This is a genomic window from Spirosoma aerophilum (assembly GCF_054782495.1).
In genome coordinates, this window is sequence record NZ_BAAGSJ010000019.1 from 75,882 (window position 1) to 94,112 (window position 18,231).

The 18,231-nt window shown below is 50.8% G+C and carries 13 protein-coding genes; 5 read left to right on the top strand and 8 right to left on the bottom strand.

The features are described 5' to 3' along the window. Positions 1 to 85: 85 nt before the first annotated feature. The gene (locus tag ACYVK4_RS25605; protein ID WP_461130419.1) at positions 86 to 940 is read left to right on the top strand and encodes a M12 family metallopeptidase; all 855 of its coding nucleotides are present in this window, start codon (positions 86 to 88) and stop codon (positions 938 to 940) included. An 85-nt stretch (positions 941 to 1,025) separates the two neighbouring features. Here ACYVK4_RS25605 and ACYVK4_RS25610 read toward each other — a convergent pair whose 3' ends face one another. Continuing rightward, on the bottom strand, positions 1,026 to 4,244 hold the full coding sequence (locus ACYVK4_RS25610) for an SdrD B-like domain-containing protein (protein WP_461130420.1): 3,219 nt from the start codon (positions 4,242 to 4,244) through the stop codon (positions 1,026 to 1,028). Positions 4,245 to 4,456: 212 nt separating this feature from the next. Here ACYVK4_RS25610 and priA point away from each other — a divergent pair, with 212 nt between their 5' ends. The 3 genes from priA to pyk all read left to right on the top strand — a co-directional run bounded on the left by priA (position 4,457) and on the right by pyk (position 8,890). Then, positions 4,457 to 6,985, top strand: a complete 2,529-nt coding sequence (gene priA, locus ACYVK4_RS25615) for a replication restart helicase PriA (RefSeq protein ID WP_461130421.1) — start codon at positions 4,457 to 4,459, stop codon at positions 6,983 to 6,985. A gap of 202 nt (positions 6,986 to 7,187) precedes the next feature. Next, a complete protein-coding gene (locus ACYVK4_RS25620) occupies positions 7,188 to 7,340 on the top strand; it encodes a PIN domain-containing protein (RefSeq protein ID WP_461130422.1) in 153 nt (50 codons plus the stop codon). A gap of 113 nt (positions 7,341 to 7,453) precedes the next feature. Continuing rightward, positions 7,454 to 8,890, top strand: a complete 1,437-nt coding sequence (pyk, locus tag ACYVK4_RS25625; RefSeq protein WP_461130423.1) for a pyruvate kinase — start codon at positions 7,454 to 7,456, stop codon at positions 8,888 to 8,890. Positions 8,891 to 9,217: 327 nt separating this feature from the next. Here the strand turns inward: pyk and ACYVK4_RS25630 are convergent, their stop codons facing one another. Next, a complete protein-coding gene (locus tag ACYVK4_RS25630) occupies positions 9,218 to 9,742 on the bottom strand; it encodes a DUF5606 family protein (RefSeq protein WP_461130424.1) in 525 nt (174 codons plus the stop codon). Positions 9,743 to 9,904: 162 nt separating this feature from the next. Beyond that, positions 9,905 to 10,507: a ribosome biogenesis GTP-binding protein YihA/YsxC gene (yihA, locus tag ACYVK4_RS25635; protein ID WP_461130425.1), complete on the bottom strand. Its 603-nt coding sequence runs from the start codon at positions 10,505 to 10,507 to the stop codon at positions 9,905 to 9,907. A 183-nt stretch (positions 10,508 to 10,690) separates the two neighbouring features. On the opposite strand from yihA, the gene ACYVK4_RS25640 reads away from it, so the two are divergent. Beyond that, positions 10,691 to 11,164 (top strand): thioredoxin family protein, encoded by a 474-nt coding sequence (locus ACYVK4_RS25640; protein ID WP_461130426.1) that lies wholly within the window; start codon positions 10,691 to 10,693, stop codon positions 11,162 to 11,164. A 72-nt stretch (positions 11,165 to 11,236) separates the two neighbouring features. Here ACYVK4_RS25640 and ACYVK4_RS25645 read toward each other — a convergent pair whose 3' ends face one another. Genes ACYVK4_RS25645 through ACYVK4_RS25665 form a run of 5 tightly spaced genes read right to left on the bottom strand, consistent with a single transcriptional unit; the run spans position 11,237 to position 18,230 of the window. Next, positions 11,237 to 12,262, bottom strand: coding sequence for an MraY family glycosyltransferase (locus tag ACYVK4_RS25645; protein ID WP_461130427.1), 1,026 nt, complete (start codon positions 12,260 to 12,262; stop codon positions 11,237 to 11,239). After that, positions 12,259 to 13,176 (bottom strand): NAD-dependent epimerase/dehydratase family protein, encoded by a 918-nt coding sequence (locus ACYVK4_RS25650; protein ID WP_461130428.1) that lies wholly within the window; start codon positions 13,174 to 13,176, stop codon positions 12,259 to 12,261. Before ACYVK4_RS25650 ends, ACYVK4_RS25645 begins: the two co-directional genes overlap by 4 nt. Then, positions 13,173 to 14,387: a glycosyltransferase family 4 protein gene (locus tag ACYVK4_RS25655; protein WP_461130429.1), complete on the bottom strand. Its 1,215-nt coding sequence runs from the start codon at positions 14,385 to 14,387 to the stop codon at positions 13,173 to 13,175. The genes ACYVK4_RS25650 and ACYVK4_RS25655 overlap by 4 nt, the downstream gene beginning before the upstream one ends. Beyond that, positions 14,384 to 16,039 carry a heparinase II/III domain-containing protein gene (locus tag ACYVK4_RS25660; RefSeq protein WP_461130430.1) on the bottom strand — a complete coding sequence of 552 codons (1,656 nt, stop codon included), beginning with the start codon at positions 16,037 to 16,039 and terminating at the stop codon, positions 14,384 to 14,386. The genes ACYVK4_RS25655 and ACYVK4_RS25660 overlap by 4 nt, the downstream gene beginning before the upstream one ends. Beyond that, entirely contained in the window at positions 16,026 to 18,230 is a 2,205-nt protein-coding gene (locus tag ACYVK4_RS25665; RefSeq protein WP_461130431.1) for a bi-domain-containing oxidoreductase, read from the bottom strand. Before ACYVK4_RS25665 ends, ACYVK4_RS25660 begins: the two co-directional genes overlap by 14 nt. Between the last annotated feature and the right edge of the window lies 1 nt (position 18,231).

Genomic DNA, 18,231 nt, shown 5'->3' on the forward strand with positions numbered 1-18,231 from the left:
ATAAATAAAACCGTCTACATTATCACCTGGTATATATGCATACCTCTAATTAACTCATATAACTAATAGTAAATACAGTAAAGCTATGAAACTCCTGTTTACATGTGCGCTGCTTTGGGTTTCCTTATTTATTCTACCCGGTTGCTCCCGAAATCAAACAGAAATTGATCTTGACAAGGTCAGTTCATCGACAATAAAAACGCGCCCGGAAGAAGCCTTCCCCAATCAGCGGGGCATACCGGGCAGTGCTTATCTGAATGGTCAGAAAATAAGTTATCAGCTCATTGGCGACCAGGCAGTCTTTGAGAGCGACATACTCCTGTTACCCGATAACTTACAGGAGCGAAACGATGTACATACAGAGGGTACGGGAAGGAGCCGTACCTCTTCGCGCTGGCCTAATAAAATAGTTTATTATACGATCGATCCCACGCTTCCCAACCAGACGCGGGTACGGGATGCCATTGCGCATTGGCAAGCAAACACACCTATCCGATTTGTTGAACGTACGACTCAACGGGGTTATGTACTTTTTCGACCGGGTTCCGGCTGTTCGTCGAATGTTGGCTACTCGGGAGGGCAACAATATATCAATTTGGGCAGTGGTTGTTCAACAGGAAATACGATCCACGAAATCGGCCATACAATTGGTCTCTGGCATGAACACACACGCGTTGATCGGGATACCTATGTGACGATCAATACCGGAAACATAATAACTGGCTACGAAACTGATTTTCAGACTTATGCACAGCGTGGACTGGATGGGTTCGACTACCAGGGCGGGCTCGATTTTGGCTCCATTATGCTTTACGGTTCGTATGATTTCTCCAAGAACGGGCTGCCTACAATGACCAAAAAAGATGGATCAACCTTCACCAGTCAGCGTACAGCTTTATCAAAAGTAGATATCAATACCGTGAGTTACATGTACCCTTGAACGCACGAAACAGGTTCAGAACATATGGGTTTTTATGTGTTCTGAACCTGTTTCGTGTACCGTAGTAAACGCTTACTTCTGCCCTTTACTTAATTCGTTTTATCAGTATCGGCAGGCAGGCAGGCACCGGACATGGCTCCGCTTCAATGGGCGATAATTCAACAACTGTCGACACCTCACAACCATTTACGCCTTTTGCGGTAACGGTGTAATCGCCCGGAACTGTAACAGTCGGCTCAGCCAACGCACTGGTAAATCCACCAGGGCCTGTCCAGAACAGGGTGGCTTCAGGTGCATCAGCAAACAGTGTGGCACTACAGCCCACACAGGGCAACGCAGCCCCCCCTGCTGTTAAATCCGGCACGACCGTATCAAATGTGACCGTGGCGGTGGCTGTGGTCAGGCTGGAAGGACAAGCCGGATCGCTAACCGTCAGGGTGTAGGTGCCCGCTTCGGCCACCACGGGCGCTGCCAGCGTACTGCTGAAGCCGTTGGGACCGCTCCAGCCATAGGTGGCTCCCGAAGCCACCGACCCATCGCCGTAGAATGCCTGTCCCTGCAGGCTAACCGCCGTCAGTGAGCAGGTCAGCGTTCCGCCCGTTGCTGTTGCCGATAATGAGGGCGATACCTTAATAACAGTAGCATCAGACTGACGGCAAGCGATGTTTGCTGGTGTTGGGTAGATGATCGCATAGACGTACTGGTCGACCACAGTTCCCTGATTGTTCACTGTTGAAATAGGTGGGTTGTAAAAAACTGCCCGATTCGTGATCGTGTCCGGCTTTACGGTGCCGAGCACTACACCTGTCGAACCATACATAGCCGTTCCGGACTGCGGACTGCTGAACATGACGAATCGAACAGAATCAACACGACTAAAATGATCGCCAACGGCAGCCATGGAATCAAGCTTTACGTCGGAACAAAGCGATACAATGTCTTTTTCCATCCTGATTGATGGACAGGAATAAATAGAGACATCGTACGTGAAATCGTTCTGCCCGGCATCGAGCGTTGTCAGCCCAATCACGGCCGAGCTTCCCACCAATTGGGCATCAGAATCGCGCGTATCCGGATCGGCAAAACCGGTTTGGTTAGCCGGCGAGAGAAAATAATATCGCTGTGGGCTGGTTAGCGCCTGTCGGGCACCGGCCGCCCGTCGCCCGCCCGATGGTGCCAGGATTTTACTCCCGGCAAGTGTGATATCGAAATTTGACAGTTGGGTGGTATCCAGCCGAACTTCGTATTTATGGTTAAATTGCAAGCCACCCGGCACTACGCTATCGTTAAAATAATACTGGCCACCATCGTGCGACGTTTGGGTAGCCAGCAAAGCCCCCCCGTTCTCCATATCGTGCAGTGTCAATACAATACCGTCAATACCTGGTTCGTAAGCATCCTGGATACCATCGCGGTTATCATCGAACCACACCCGGTTACCAATCTCAACACCGGGTGGATCACACAACGCCTTCGAATCTCCCAGACCCGCGGCTTTACCAAATGAACCGGGTGTACTGTCCAGTGTGTACAAGACATAATTCCGGTTGACCGCTCCGGTTTGGGTATTAAATACCTTTAATCCACCAGATTGGTAAACTTCGGAGATCGGATCGAATGCCGATGACAGAACTTCTTTGTAGCCGGGAATAAGCGATAAAGCACCGTTCGTTACTTCGGCGTGAGCAACTCGGTTAAAGAACAACCAGTTGTCCAGTCCAAAGAATTCACCCCCAACATTATTGGCATCAACAGGTCCTTCATTGTTACCAACACCGCTGCCCGTTAGATTACCACTTTTACCATTTTTTTCTAATTCGAGCTTCCCATTGTTATTATAGGCCCTCAGGATGTCACCCCCTGTAAAACCATCGTAAAAGCCTTTTCCTTCGGGGTCTAAATTAGCGACTCCTACCAGATGGCCAAAACGATCCATGAAACCTACAATCATGGATCCGTCATCGTCAAATTCCAGATCGGATAAAATGGGTTGTGGGTACATGACAAAATTGGGCGTGTTGCCTTCCCCACACGGCGTTGGAAAGGCATCGGTCCAGGGCAACCAATGGTCATACTGTACACAGGTACCCGTTAAATCAGCTGCCCCCCGCCGGAAATCAAGTGGAAACGATAATATCTCTTCGAACACAGGTGTGGCACTCCTGGGATCGAATCGGTAAATCGTGGCTTTAAGATCACTTTGCTTTTGCGACGTTTCGGCCGAACAAACAACGCCGACATAAATTTTGCCCCGGTACACCTTAAGGGCCCACGGACGGAAATCGCCGTCTGAGCAGCCAGGATCAGGAATAGCCCATGAATTGACGGCTGAAACCGAAGTTGGAGCAACCGCTGGTGAGTTTATAAAGACGCTGTATAACTTCCGGTCCTTAAGGTTAATGAAATACAAGGTTTTATCATCTTCCGATATATCCATACCGCCAAAGCTGACGCGACCCATAGCCGTCATAGAAGCTGGATCGGTGCTGGCCTGAGTTTTGTCGGCAAAAATCCCGGAATGAAAGTCATCGCCGGTATCGATGCCGATCGTTTTAACATCCAAAAAGTTAGTAGTTGTATTCGTCTTTACATCAGTGACATAAATTCCACCTGTACCAAGTGGCCCGAAGCTGGTATGTCGCTTCACCACAGCCGCACTGAACGCCTTTTTGGTTCGTCGATGATACGCCAATGCCCAGATTGAGCCTACCTCTCTACCGGTTGCCAGGTGATCGGGCGGGAAATTAGAGGATCCTGCCACACCGTTAGCATTGTAGGCAATACTAACAAGTGCATCCGCCTGACCAGCCTGTTTATCAACTGGCACAAAATTTCCATTAGCATCGGTTGTCGTCTGGGTATTTCCATTAATATAGCAAGGCACCAACACCCGAACGTCGGTCCTCTGACAATAGTCGGATGGATAATTTATGCCAATATTTACCTGATCGGCCGGCGCTTTTACAAATTGTACGGTTGTTCCGCTACCTGCCCCATACGGGCCGTTATAGTCGCTGGATGGCAGCTCACTGAATTCAATGCGTACGGACTTCCCGGCAGGCACATCGGTTGCATTGAAGGTATAGTTACCGCGTGCGTCAGTAACCGTCTGAATAGGTATTTTACTTAGATCAACAAACGCTAACACCTTTATGCCGGAAACGCCCACCTCAACGGGAAGCGTGTCAGACCGAATTCCATTCAAGTCAAAGTCTCGAAAGACGGTGCCTTTGACCTGAGCGAAAGCTGACCCAGCATAGCCCAAAGCAGCTATAAAGGCAATAAATTTGTAAAGTTGCTTCATAAAAAGAGGCTGTTGACGTCTATTAAATATGTTACTCAGCATATCCGGTCCAAACTGGAAATTTGTATACTTTTCAATCCAGAAAAAAAGTATATAATATTACTAAAGTAAACTTTTAGTTACATCGATCGGTTTGCTAGTCCATAGTAGGCAAAAGCTTTGCCAGTGACTGGGGGTTTTGTATGTATATTTACTGACGCATTACTTCTACTGTGGAAAATCAAGCCATTACATTATTTTCGTCTTTTGACAGTGAAGAAATAACTTTCTTTGCTGATTTGATTTTACCAATTCCGGTACCAAAATTGTTTACCTACCGGGTCCCCAGAGGAATGGCGGACACGCTCAAAATTGGTGCCAGAGTTATCGTGCCCTTTGGAAAGAAAAACGGGAGAGTCCTCACGGCCATCGTTGCCAGGCTTCATAATACCCCTCCTACAGGCTATCAAGCCCGTTACATAAATGAAAATTTAGACGAATATCCATTAACAACAAGTTACCAATTAGAGCTTTTTAGGTGGATTTCAGAGTATTACATGTGCTGTATTGGCGAAGTCATGAATGTAGCTTTGCCCTCTGGCTTGAAAATATCGAGTCAATCAAAAGTGCAGTTCAATCCTGATTTTGACTATCCGGAGCTACTTAGTGAGTTTGAGACAATTCTGCTTAACGAACTAAAGAAACATTCCTCCCTGACGTATGAAGAGTTAGAGCGGCTTGCCGGTGATGGCGGCAATGTAACAGCGTTGATCAAATCGCTGGTTGGCAAAAAAGCTATTATCGTTTTTGAAGAAGTCAGGGAGAAATACATCCCTAAAATGGTGCGAAAAGTGAGGCTGAACCGCAACTACGAAGAGCGGGAACAACTGCTGGTCTTATTGCAACGGCTCGAAAAACTACCCAAACAACAAGAGGTAGTCATGCGGTACCTGAGCCATATTCCGATGCAGCGGACACCCGCTCTGAACGAGAAAGGCCTGGACAAAACAATTCTTAATCAGGACGATGATGTTTCGCAGTCATCGCTGTCAACACTCATTAAAAACCAGGTTTTTGAGACATTTGACGTTATTCAACCCCGCTTCTCAGATAATGGCGATGTCCCTCAGGCAGAGATAAAATTAACCGATGCCCAACGAGCAGCGTCAACGCAGATCATGGCTCAGTTCGAGCGTCAGAACATTGTGCTGCTGCATGGCATTACCGGTAGTGGCAAAACAGAGGTATACATCGACCTTATTCAGCAAGCCCTCTCCAGTGGCTCTCAAGTGCTGTATCTATTGCCCGAAATTGCCCTGACGACCCAAATTGTGGTACGCCTGCAGCGGGTGTTTGGCGATAAAATGGGCATCTATCACTCCAAGTTTTCCGATAACGAACGGGTAGAAGTCTGGAAAGGTGTCGTGTCAGGTCAATACCAGTTTGTGGTGGGGGTTCGGTCGGCGGTGTTCCTGCCGTTTGACAACTTAGGCTTAATTATTGTAGACGAAGAGCACGAAACAAGCTATAAACAACATGATCCGGCTCCGCGCTATCATGCCCGCGATGTAGCCATCATGCTGGCGCACTGGCAACAGGCCAAAGTGCTGCTGGGGTCGGCCACGCCCTCCCTCGAAACCTACTATCAGGCTAAACAGGGGCGCTATGGACTGGTGGAACTCTTTCAGCGATTCGGCGATGCAACGCTGCCCAATATCGTGCTTGTGAATGTGCAGCAGGAGAAAAAGCAAAAGACGATGAAAAACGAGTTTTCATCGGCTCTGCTCGGGGCACTGGAAGCTAACATGGAGCGGAAAGAGCAAAGTATTCTGTTTCAAAACCGCCGGGGCTACTCCCCTTACATGCAGTGCGAAGACTGCGACTGGACAGCTGAGTGCCCCAACTGCGCCGTCAGCCTTACCTACCACCAGCGTGATGCCGAATTGCGCTGTCACTACTGCGGCCATAAGGAAGCGGTTCCGCGAACGTGCCCAACCTGCGGCTCTACCAAAGTGAAGACTATTGGGTTCGGGACAGAGAAGCTGGAAGACCAGTTGCAGATCTTCTTCCCCCAGTCGCGGGTGCTGCGGATGGATCTCGACACAACCCGTGCCAAGAATGCCTATCAGCAGATCATTCAGGAATTTGAAGGCGGGCAAGTCGATGTGCTGGTCGGTACCCAGATGATCACCAAAGGACTGGACTTCGATAATGTTAGTTTAGTCGGCATTTTCGACGCCGACCGGCTTATTCACTTCCCCGATTTTCGGGCTACGGAGCGGGCGTTTCAGATGATTACTCAGGTAAGCGGGCGGGCCGGACGACGGGCCGGACGGCAGGGAACGGTGCTGATTCAAACCAGTAATCCGCACCAGCCGATTCTCCAGAAAGTAATTGACAACGATTATAAAGGCCTCTTTGAAGAGGAGCTCAAAGAGCGGCAGGACTTCAACTATCCACCATTCTCGCGGCTTATCAAACTGACCATTCGCCACACCGACCGGGCTATCAGTCAGCAGGCCGCCCAGCGCCTGGCTACCGAACTTACCGACGCACTTGGCAGTAGCCGCGTGCTCGGCCCCGAAGAACCCCTCATCGAGCGAATCAGGAATCAGTTCTTATACGATATCCTGATCAAGATAGAGCGCGACAAAGTCAACATAAAAGCGGTCAAGTCATTCATTCAGGACCGCATCAACGACATCCTGACCGACAAGGGATTACGTCAGGTAAGCATCGTAGCCGATGTGGATTGTTTGTAAGGTTTTACGGTATGTCTAAAAAACGCATACGGTCGTGCTGGCAACGGTAACAGGAACGCATAAAAACGGGCAGCCTATTCTAGGTGAAGAGCGGCCGGTGAGGAGCGTCACGACCAAAGTAATTGTGACATTAGGTGAAGAACCCCTTACAGAGGAAGCGGTCTTTTTGCATGTCGGATGATTTTAACGATCGGAACAACACTTGGCAGCGTATCAAACGACTCCCTTTTTCGACCACCATCGCGACCCTTTCGACCGCTTGTTATTAGCAACAGCCCTTGCCGATGGCGCAACCCTCGTTTCGTCAGATCATAACTTTCCGCGCTATAACGAGCTCGTGGAAACCATCTGGTAACGGACGGTGGTGCGTCTTCTTGTAAAATTTACACAAATACCACCGTTTATCAGCGCATACGGTTATTTTTGCATTGGCTTATGGCCGATTCTGCGAAATTTTTCCCGCCCCTCATGTCTAAGAAAACCAAGATCGTGGCTACTGTTGGCCCGGCTTCCGAAACAAAAGAGCAATTGCTGGCCTTAGCCAAAGCAGGAGTAAATGTATTCCGGCTCAATTTTTCTCATGGCACCCACGAAGATCACCTGATGCGTTTAAGCCGCATTCGCGAGCTGAATGCAGAATATAACCTCAATCTCTGTGTACTTCAGGATTTGCAGGGCCCTAAAATCCGCATCGGTAATGTTGAGCATAAAGATGGGGTCATGATCGTACCTGGCCAGGAGCTTGTCTTCACCAACGACGATATCATTGGCACCGCTCAGCGGGTAAGCACACCTTATAAAGATATGTACCGGGATGTACATGCGGGTGAGCGTATCCTGATGGATGATGGCAAACTGGAAGTGAGAGTTCTCCGGAAAGAAGGAACCGATGTCGTGACCGAAGTCGTTTACGGTGGTTCCATGAAGTCGAAGAAAGGCGTGAACCTGCCAAACACGAAAGTGTCGATGCCTGCCGTTACCGAAAAAGACTGGGCCGACCTGGAATTTGGTCTGGAGCACAATGCCGAGTGGATTGCTCTGTCGTTTGTGCGCGAGGCTTCTGAAATTCTCGAGATCAAAGAGTATATCCGGTCGAAAGGAAAGACCAGCCGCGTTATTGCGAAAATCGAAAAGCCCGAAGCGATCCAGAATATCGACGAAATCATTGCCGCCACTGACGGCCTGATGGTAGCGCGTGGTGACCTGGGTGTCGAACTACCGGCCGAAGAGGTTCCGATGATTCAGAAAATGCTGGTGGAGAAGTGTAACCGGGCGGCTAAACCCGTTATCGTGGCTACGCAAATGCTCGAAAGCATGATCGACTCTCCACGCCCAACCCGCGCTGAAATCAACGACATCGCCAATTCAGTGATGGATGGTGCCGATGCCGTTATGCTAAGCGCCGAGACGGCATCGGGTAAATACCCGATTCTGGCGGTCGAAAGTATGGCCAACACCATCCGGCAGGTCGAAATGTCGACCGATAAGATTTACTATCGCTACCACGCCCAGGTCAACGAACAGCCGATCGAGAATGCCATCAACGACAATGTCGTGATGAGTGCCTGCCGGCTGGCCCGTGATACGAAAGCCAAAGCGATCATTGGTATCACGAATTCAGGCTATACTGCCGTGCGTCTGTCGCACCACCGCCCCAAAGCGGGTTTGTTCGTGTTCTCGAAAGATGTACAGTTACGGAATACCCTGGGTTTGTACTGGGGCGTTCAGGTACTGCCGTATGAGCCAGACCTAAGCTTAACCGTCGATCAGACCGTAGACGGCATCAAACAAACGCTTGTCAGCCAGGGCCACCTGGCATCTGGTGATATTTTCATCAATACCCTCAGCATGCCCCTCACCCAGGCCCGCCGGACAAACACGGTGAAGTTGAGCACGGTGGATTAGTTTCTTAAGTCAGTCAGTAAGCGGCTTCGCCCAAGTTGGTAAGTTGGTAAGTCAGTAAGTCAGTAAGTGGCTGACGCGTGCAACCAATACTCGCGTCAGCCACTTACCAACTTACTGACTTACCGACTTACCAACTTACTGACTTACCAACTTACCGACTTACCGACTTACCGACTTGGGCGAAGCCGCTTACTCACTTACATAAAAACTAAAAAGCCGCGAAACCAATGGTCATCGCGGCTTTTCTGTTCTCACTGAAAATGAAGAATTTTATTCGTCTTACCTACCTGACAAACACTGTAGGCTAGCCTATGTTTAGGCTTTTTCTTATTTTGATGCTTTTTTAGCTTTCTTTTCTTCGGCCACCGGCGCAGCTGCGGCTTCATCAACTGCCGGCTCCTCAGTGGCGGCAACCTCATCCGTTTTTTCTTCGACAGGCTCCTCGGCTACCACGAACACGTCGGGAGCAAACTGGCGCAGGATGCCATACCAGCTAATTAATTTTTTGATGTCGGTTGTACGAACACGTTCCCGATCGTAGGCAGGAACAACCGAAGCCATAAACTCCGCCAATTCCTCATTCGAGCCTTTCGGATCAACTGATAACGTATCACCGTACTTTTCATTGATTGCCAGCAGCACCTGGCTGAGCGATACAGACTGTTCTTCACTATCGTCGTCGACGTAGATCGAAATATCATTCAGCACCGATACGCGAGCCGTAGGGCCCATCATCGTTTTAGCCTTTTTTTCATCTAACGACTCAACGATGACGCCAGCCCGGCCGGGTTTTACAATTCGGTAAAGGCCGCTGTAGCCAGCCACATTGGCAATCTGTTTTAATGCTTCCATAGAGAGACTTTGTAAAATAGTAACGTGCGTTTTGTTGGGTGTATTGCCTTAACTAAAGGTGAAATCGGACCGCCGAAGCGGAGTGAAAGAGTAAAAGAGCAAATAATTTATACGAAGCATTCATACGTCTGTTTTCACTCGTTCCTTCTTGCGCTCTTTCGCTTATTTCTTATACCCCTCATTGAGGGGGCGAATGAAGGAGAGGATTTCTTCGCGGCCTACGGCGGTTATGGCCGATGTCACAAAAAACTGAGGAGTCTCCTCCCACTCCTCCAGTAGTCTTTCACGGTAGGTATCCAGCGTATTTTTTAATTTCGTTGGACCAAGTTTTTCTGTTTTGGTAAAGACGATCACGAATGGCAACCCTCTTTCGCCCAGATTAGACATAAAATCGAGGTCTATTTTCTGTGGCTCAATGCGGGCATCGACCAAAACGAAAATGCAAAGCAGATTAGGGCGACCCGTCAGATACCCATCAATGAGGGCGGCAAACTTTTCGCGTTCTGTTTTGCTCACCTGCGCATATCCATAACCCGGCAGATCGACAAGGTACCATTCATTATCAATAATAAAATGGTTAATGAGCTGTGTCTTACCGGGTTTGCCCGAAATTTTGGCCAACGAGGTCCGGCTCGTCAGCATATTAATCAGCGACGACTTGCCCACATTCGAACGGCCAATGAAGGCATACTCGGGCCGGTCGGGCTTGGGACAAAGGGTCGGGTCGGAATTACTGACGAGAAATTCGGCTTGCTTAACAGGCATACGATTGTTGACTAAAACGGCCGCAAAGTTCGGAAAGATTAAGGAGAATGGCACACGATTTGCAATTTGGTGTTCTATCCATTAATTATGTTCTATAAAACAGCTCACCGGCGGAAACGAAAAATGCCGGTTCGATCGTTATCATCCCGAAACCATAAAGACTACCGGTACTCCGGTTCGACTATGAAACAAGTAATTTGGCTACTGGCGATCCTGCTGGTGGGAATTCATTCAGTACCAGCTCACGCAGCTCACCCACCCAAGCTAAACCGCACTGTCGACAGCAAACGTGTTTTGAGTAATGATGCGGAAGGCATTCAGTTTACCGAAGCTTCCTGGAGAGAGATTTTGAAGAAGGCAAAGGCTGAGAAGAAAGTCATCTTTCTGGATGCCTACGCCAGCTGGTGCGGCCCCTGCAAACTGCTTCAGAAAAACGTATTCACGAAAAAAGCCGTTGGTGACTTCTACAATGAGAAGTTCATCAATGTAAAGATGGACATGGAAAAAGGCGAAGGCCCTGCATTAGCTCAGGTTTACCCGCTGGAAGCCTACCCAACCTTACTGTTCATTGATGGTAACGGCAAAATATTGAAGAAGGTACTGGGCCTGCAAACTCCCGAAAACCTGATTGCCATTGGCAAAAGCGTGAAACCCTAGTGTCCTGGCAATTACCTGAAAAAATACTCGTTTATGGGGTCGGTTTCTCGAAACCGACCCTTTTTTATGTCCTTACCCGATTGGTGCCGGTGCGTTGGTTGAAGACGGTGAAGATAGTTTCTCAAAACCGGCTTTCTGCCTGGCACGGTTTATCCGATGCCTCGCCCACCCATATATCCCCATTAGTACACTCAACAATGATACCGCTAAAGCTAGCTGCTTCAGCGGTAACCAATCCATGGCTGTGATGACGAGCAGGTTGATGACAGCCTGTACAATCGTGTATAACGCCGACACACGCAGGTGTGGCCAACCCGCTTCGTGCACCAACTGTTGAAAGAGGTGCAGTCGATGCGCCCGAAAAATCGGTTGCCGGTGATAGAGCCGGTAGATGATCGTTCCAGCCGTATCGACACCATAAACCGAAAGGCACAATAGCGGCAGGTAGGTATGGCCCCGAAGGATCGCTTCCATCAGGCCGTAGAGCACAATAAATCCGATAGAAATACTCCCCACATCTCCGGCGAAACAAATGGCCTGTCGACGCACGTTGACATAGCTAAAGATCAGAAGCGCGATAAAGACAGTCGGCCACAACGGATCGGTCTCTTCCGACGACCAGGCTCCCCAGTACCAGAACGTTCCAATCGTAAGCAGGCTATTCAACGCAGTGATCCCGTTAATCCCATCCATAAAATTATAGGCATTCACGATACCAACGCCGACGAATAATAATCCGGCCACCCCATACCACTGACCGGGAACCAACCTTTCCTGCATTAGAAATAATCCTACTGCCAGCAGATGAACAGCGAGTCGATAGCGTTTAGGCACCGATACAAAATCATCCCGGAAGCTGACCAGCGCAAGGATCGTTAAGCCAAAACCGAACAGTGATGTGTCAGCCTTCCCCAGCCAGCAGCTACCCATCGCGGCCAGATAAATGATAAAGCCGCCCGCCCGAACAATCGTTGCTTTTTCGTGGGAGCTACGCGCATTCGGGGCATCGTACCAGCCTGCCCTCCGGGCCAGCCGAATGTAAAGCCATTCGGCACCGACCAGAAAAATGGTGAGTAGCAAATAGGCTGTCAGGCTCATAGGAAAAGGTCAAGCACCGGCCGGGGGCTCCAGTTAAGTTGCTGACGAGCCCGTTCATCGGAGAAGGTAAGTGTACTTGTTAATTTTTGTAAGGCAATCGAATCTAGTGGGAACCGTCGACCGGCAATGGCATTGATACCATCACCCATACAGGCGACCAGGCTGGCAAGCGGGGCTGGCACGACTGGAATACGATTCTCGCGCCCTACCTGGCAGGCAAGAGCCGCTTCCAGCTCGCCAACGGTTGGGTGATAACCATCCGTCAGATTGAAGATGCCGCCAACACTGGCAGCCCGGAGGATCACGGCAGCCACGTCGTCGGCCCGAACCATACTGCGACGGGCCAGCCCCTTGCTGAAACGCACATAATATCGCTTCCGAATAGCCTGCTGCATAGCCGCCAGGTTACCTTTGAGGGGTTGGGCAACCACCAATGGCAGCCGCAGAATAGTTAGCCGAACACCTGTTTGGGCGGCCCATTCCTGCAGAAGCTTCTCGGCCTCTATTTTACTAACACCGTATGGATCAATGGCTGAGCGTGAAGTCGTTTCGGTAAGTAGATGACCTGCAGAACAGCCATAGACCAGCACGGTGCTCAGGTGAACAAAGGCGGCTGGACGTACGGCCATCGTATCCAGCGCCTTGAGCAGATGTGCTGTCCCCTGTACATTAACACGCTGATAGTCGGCACGTTCCTTGTCTGTTCGGGGCACCGGATCCGCCTTCCCGGCTGCATGAATCACCAGATCAAACCGTTCGTTGGGCATCACGGGAACCTGTTCGGCCAGGTCGCTATACAGATGCCGGGAGCTGTAAACCGTTCGGCCCAGCGTTATAACGCGGTGGTTTTGAGCCAGTATCTGGTAGATACGGCTACCCAGATAGCCCGACGCGCCTGTGAGCAGAATAGTCATAGCGGCCCGGCAGATTCGTTACGAAGTGCATCATTCAGTATGTTTACCACTAACCGGGCCATGGCCTGACTGATTGCCTGACGTTGAAACAGCGCCCGAAATTTCGTTCTGCTTTTCGTGTAATAAGGTGTAGTGCGCAATTGACTGACTAAATCAGCCACATCACCAGGGGCAAACAAAATGGTATTGGTCAGGTGATGGCGCACGAAGGAAGCCGCATAACCCGAAACGCCGGCCAGGATGGGCTTATCTGTCGCGCCGAGTTCAAACAACTTGGAGGGTAAGGCCCGCGTTAACGAATCCAGATCATTCAGGTGAACAAACAAGTAATCGGCCGTTTGGTAATGGTCAGCTAACACGTGTTGGCTGATGGGCTCTCTAACCTCAACATTGCTCACCCCTTCAGTCTCAATGGCGGCTTCAAGGGCTTTCCGGGCACCGCCATCGCCAAAAATCACGAACCGGTACCCATTGCCCAATTGCCGGGCAACTTGCGGAATAATCTTGTGCAGCCCCTGCCCTTCACCAATATTTCCCGCATACAGTATCGTTTTACAGTCCAAATCGCCATTAGGGTGACTGGCGGGAATTGTCAGAAAAACGTCGTCGATTCCGTTTGAAAAATAGCTGTACGTCGCCTTCGGGAAACGCAGAAAATAGGGCTTATAGCCTTCAGAGACTAAATTTATGTGCCGGGCGTAGCTGAATGTGTATTGCTCAACAAGGCCTAGCCCCCAGGCTAACGCAGCCCGAAGCAGCGAATTTCTATACATATCGAGCATGACCTCCCGAAACAGATCACGGATGTCGAGAACCAACGGAATGTGTCGTTTTCTGGCGAAGATTGCCCCCAGAAAGGCTGTAAACAGACGGGATGAAGAGGCCACGACCAGCTTGTATTGTCGATTCCGGGTAAGCTGGTACACGGCACGACAGTAAACTGCGAAGGCTCGGATTTGACCGAATTGCCCACTTTTATGCGCCGGCACGCGGATACGCTCAATAACCACCGGGCACTGGCCTTCACTCCAGATTTCGCATTCGGGAGCGGCTGGCCGATAGGCCTGATACCGGTTTGGCTGGGTAGTTATCACATGAATCGTGGCACCTGAATAGAGCTGGCTGGCCAACTCCCGCACGAAGGCAGTATTCCGAAAGGAACCAGGGCCAATATCCGGCTCGAAATAAAACGTTAGGTAAAGTATTGTCATCCAGTAAAGTCTTCACCCGTCAAAGGGGACGTATCAGATAAAGAAATCGTGGTTTGCAGGCTGATGGTAAATAAAACCTCCAGACATTTTCCGGGCCGCAACCGGTTAAAGCCCTCGGCCATGTGGTACTTGACAAGACGTATGATCGGTTTGGTTTTTGACACAAACGACAGTTGCAGGGGTCCGGCCATGACGCCGTCGTTCAGTTGGCGTAGTACTACGTCCGGGTGAAAATGAAAGCGGGCCACGCCACACAAATCGGCTCTTTTTCCGGAGCGGATCAGCTGATCGCTAATGGTCAGGCAGGTTGGCTGTACAGACCATTCCCGTTCATGAATGACGCCAAGGTGGTGGTAGCCGGTATGTCGGGCTTTTAGTTTGGTTTGGGAATCTGTAATGACCGTCACCCTGGCCTGCCGACCCACCCGAAATCCGGCCCAGACTTCGGAGGAATTTTGGCTGCCAACTTCTACCGTATTATGAGCCGCTGTACTTCGCTCCAAATCCCGGCGCGGACCGATCTGATAAGTAGATGTGCTGCTGTCCACAAGGACGGGGTGGTTATCTACATAAAGCACGAGCGAAAACGTATCTGCATGGGCATGACCGGGTTGAACACGGGACCCCGGCGGGCCAACATCGGCAAAAAGCTCATAACGGGCGGTGCGAAACAAGCGGTAGCCGCTCTCCTTTAGACTAGCCACAGGCTTATCCACAACAAGATCATATTCAGGCGTTAACACATGCCTTGCCTTAGCCCGAAGCTGGGCCATTGTGGGAGCAACGCCCAAAGTTGAGTCCTTCACCAGGGGAATGTCGCCATTCGCAAAAGAGATCGCATTTAACCAGGCAAGCATTTGCTGGGCTTTCTCCGTCAAAAAAACAAGCAGTGTAGGGTTGCCCTGCCAGGTATCAAACTGTAAGGCGGCAACAACCGTAAGCAGCCGGTCAAGCAGGAGTTGATGGTACATGGGGCTGCGTTCGTCATGCCCGCCATCGGCCAGAATCTGCCGGGTTAGTTCAGTATCAAGAAGCGATACCGCCTTTTGAAACCAGTGGATATGGCGAAAAAAGAGGGCTCCCAGGAGCAGGGCGAAGCCATTTTCGAGCAAATGATTCCCCCCGATATGGTACTCCAGCCGATAGCTAAGCAAATCGACCTGAGCGGCCAGATGCCGATTGATGGCCTGACTGTGAATCTGATGTCGACTTAGAAACTGTATCCAGTTAACGATACGCACTGAGGTTGGATACGACTCCAGACCGTCTTCCAGCGCGTGTGTTTGATCCATAAAATCCTGAATCAGCGCAAGCCCCTCCTCCACATTTACATCCGGTTGATTCAGAAAGTCGAAGTAATTGAGGTTGTAAGTCCAAAGCTTACCATAAGTGGCCAGGTTCGGGTGGCGGCAATTCCAGTCGATAGGCCCCGCCCCCGGCGAATAGGACTTCACCAAAAAAGTAAACGTACCCGAATGCCACGAAACAGGTTTGTCGGCCTTCAGCACAACTAGGAAGTGAGCCGTTGGCGTTGGGTGGGCAAAGCGAAGTCGGGGGCGTCCACATAGTCGTACCCGCAGTTGAAAAAACAACTGTCTACGGCTCAATTGCGTGATTGTTCGCCAGAATAGACCAATCTTATACATTGCCATCCTCCAAAGGTGGTTTCACCGGTAACAGGCCACTATCAGCCACAGGCACAAATCGATTCTCGTGCAGACTCTGCAAGGCGGCAAACATCGTTTGTGTCGTATTGATGATGTCGGCGAAAGGAATCCCCACTTGTCCCACCGGGCAGGACCCGGCCAGTATTTTCCCGTCACGTACGGCCTTGATCAGCTGCCTCATTTGCTCGGTATGGCCTTTGTTCTGCTTCCCTGACATTCGGGAAAACCCTTTGAAGCCATAGCCGGTCAGCGTCCGAAAATTATCCAGCACCAGCGTTCGCTCCTGCGAATATACTTCCAGTCGCTCTTTTGCATACGCTTTGCTACCGTTACTGAAATAATTAATGGCCGCTGTCGAACCGTTTTCATAACGCAGGAGCAGGGATGCAGAATCACTCGTTTCGGTGGGTCGCTTGCCCATGGCATTCAGACAAACGCTCACCACCGCGCTACCCGTCAGGAAGGTAGCCAGATCCACAAAGTGGCATACTTCGCCCAGTATTCGACCGCCCCCAACGGCCCGATCGTGTTGCCAGTCTGTTGCCGGAATAACACCCGCATTGATTGTTATGACGATGTTCATGGGTAGATCACCCGCTCGTTCGCCACCCAGCAAGGCGTTCATTTTTTTAACGTAGGGCGAAAACCGTCGGTTGAACCCTACCGTCACGATCCGGCCCGACTGCTGTTGCTGTTCGATTAGCGGACGTAGTTCGTGGGCATAAAGAACCAGCGGTTTTTCCACAAATACGTGCTTTCCCGCTTGCAGTGCCTCAATGGCCAACCGGGCGTGGCTGTCGTGTCGGGTGGTAATCACGCACAGGTCGATAGCCGGGTCATTCAGGATTTGCTGGTAATCGCTGGTACTTTGGGAAATGGCAAATTTTCGGGCAAGCCATGTTGCCTTAAGGCCGCCCGCACTGGCAATGGTCTTCACCGTTCCACCGGCCGTTCTCAACGCGGGGAGCAGGACGGAACCGGTAAAGTTGCCCGCCCCAATGATGCCAATAGTGCCCGTTCCAGGAGGGCATGAATACGCCCGCAGGGTAAGCACCGGATTGAGTTCTACCTGCTCAGCGTAAGTTAGTAGTGACGCGATCCGGTCCGGGGCCTTCAGCGTACCGTATATTTTCTGGTAATCGGTCAGGAGTATTTTTTCGGTAATAAATGACTTCACCGACAGCTGCCCCGTCGACAGGAAGGTAAGTACGGTCTGAAAGTTTCGGTTTACCGTCCGGGGCACATAAGCCTGTGGGTAGTCATGCCCTTTCTGTTCGTAGTTATCGTCGTAGCGGCCGGGCCCATACGAGCATGCAACCTGGAGGGTGAGTTCTTTTTCATAAAGATCGGCCCGGCTCAGGGCCATATCCGTCACACCGACCAGGATAATTTTCCCGCGTTTCCGACTCATCTGAGCCGCCTTCGACAGAAGTTTATCCGCTTGAGCCGAGGCCGTAATGATCACCCCATCGGCCCCTACCCCATGGGTCAGTAGCAGAACGGCCTTGACCGGGTCCATCCCAACGGATAAATGAACGACCGTTATACCCCGTTGGGCCGCTACCTCGCATCTGGCTTCGTGAATGTCTATGCCGATCACCTGACAGCCGCTTATCCGCAGCAGTTCGGCCGTGAGCAGCCCGATCAGGCCCAGTCCAACGACGACAACCGTTTCGCCAAGGGTTGGCTTAAGCAGATGGATACTGTGCAGGCCGATAGCGCCAACAACGGTAAAGACCGCTTCGTCGTCGCTAACCGGGTCGGGAATGGATGCAACCAGGTTACGGGGCACACAAACCACTTCGGCATGCGGCCCATTCGACACCACCCGATCACCGATTCTTATATCTGTCACCCCTTCGCCGACCGCCAGTACGGTACCCACATGGCAATAGCCAAGCGGCAGGCGTTGGTCCAGTTTATGGCCTATCGCTTTCACCGTCGGCCATAATCCGTCGGACTGCATTTTTTCAAACGCCTGCTTTACCCGGTCGGGTTGCTGACGCGCCTTGGCCAGCCACCCTGCTTTTCCAAATTCCACCAGCATACGTTCCGTACCTGGCGATACCAGCGACCGCCGGGCCTGAATCAGCACCTGGCCCGGCCGCACAAGGGGCACAGGAACCTCATCGAGTTGGATGTCGCCGGTTTTGAGGTTCAGCGTAAGTTGTTTCATA

Excerpts from the sequence above, each read along its gene's own strand:
- ACYVK4_RS25650 (WP_461130428.1), bottom strand. The coding sequence starts at position 13,176 with ATGACTATTCTGCTCACAGGCGCGTCGGGCTATCTGGGTAGCCGTATC.
- ACYVK4_RS25665 (WP_461130431.1), bottom strand. The coding sequence starts at position 18,230 with ATGAAACAACTTACGCTGAACCTCAAAACCGGCGACATCCAACTCGAT.
- ACYVK4_RS25630 (WP_461130424.1), bottom strand. The coding sequence starts at position 9,742 with ATGGAAGCATTAAAACAGATTGCCAATGTGGCTGGCTACAGCGGCCTT.
- ACYVK4_RS25605 (WP_461130419.1), top strand. The coding sequence starts at position 86 with ATGAAACTCCTGTTTACATGTGCGCTGCTTTGGGTTTCCTTATTTATT.
- ACYVK4_RS25640 (WP_461130426.1), top strand. The coding sequence starts at position 10,691 with ATGAAACAAGTAATTTGGCTACTGGCGATCCTGCTGGTGGGAATTCAT.
- ACYVK4_RS25655 (WP_461130429.1), bottom strand. The coding sequence starts at position 14,387 with ATGACAATACTTTACCTAACGTTTTATTTCGAGCCGGATATTGGCCCT.
- pyk (WP_461130423.1), top strand. The coding sequence starts at position 7,454 with ATGTCTAAGAAAACCAAGATCGTGGCTACTGTTGGCCCGGCTTCCGAA.
- ACYVK4_RS25660 (WP_461130430.1), bottom strand. The coding sequence starts at position 16,039 with ATGGCAATGTATAAGATTGGTCTATTCTGGCGAACAATCACGCAATTG.
- ACYVK4_RS25645 (WP_461130427.1), bottom strand. The coding sequence starts at position 12,262 with ATGAGCCTGACAGCCTATTTGCTACTCACCATTTTTCTGGTCGGTGCC.
- yihA (WP_461130425.1), bottom strand. The coding sequence starts at position 10,507 with ATGCCTGTTAAGCAAGCCGAATTTCTCGTCAGTAATTCCGACCCGACC.
- ACYVK4_RS25610 (WP_461130420.1), bottom strand. The coding sequence starts at position 4,244 with ATGAAGCAACTTTACAAATTTATTGCCTTTATAGCTGCTTTGGGCTAT.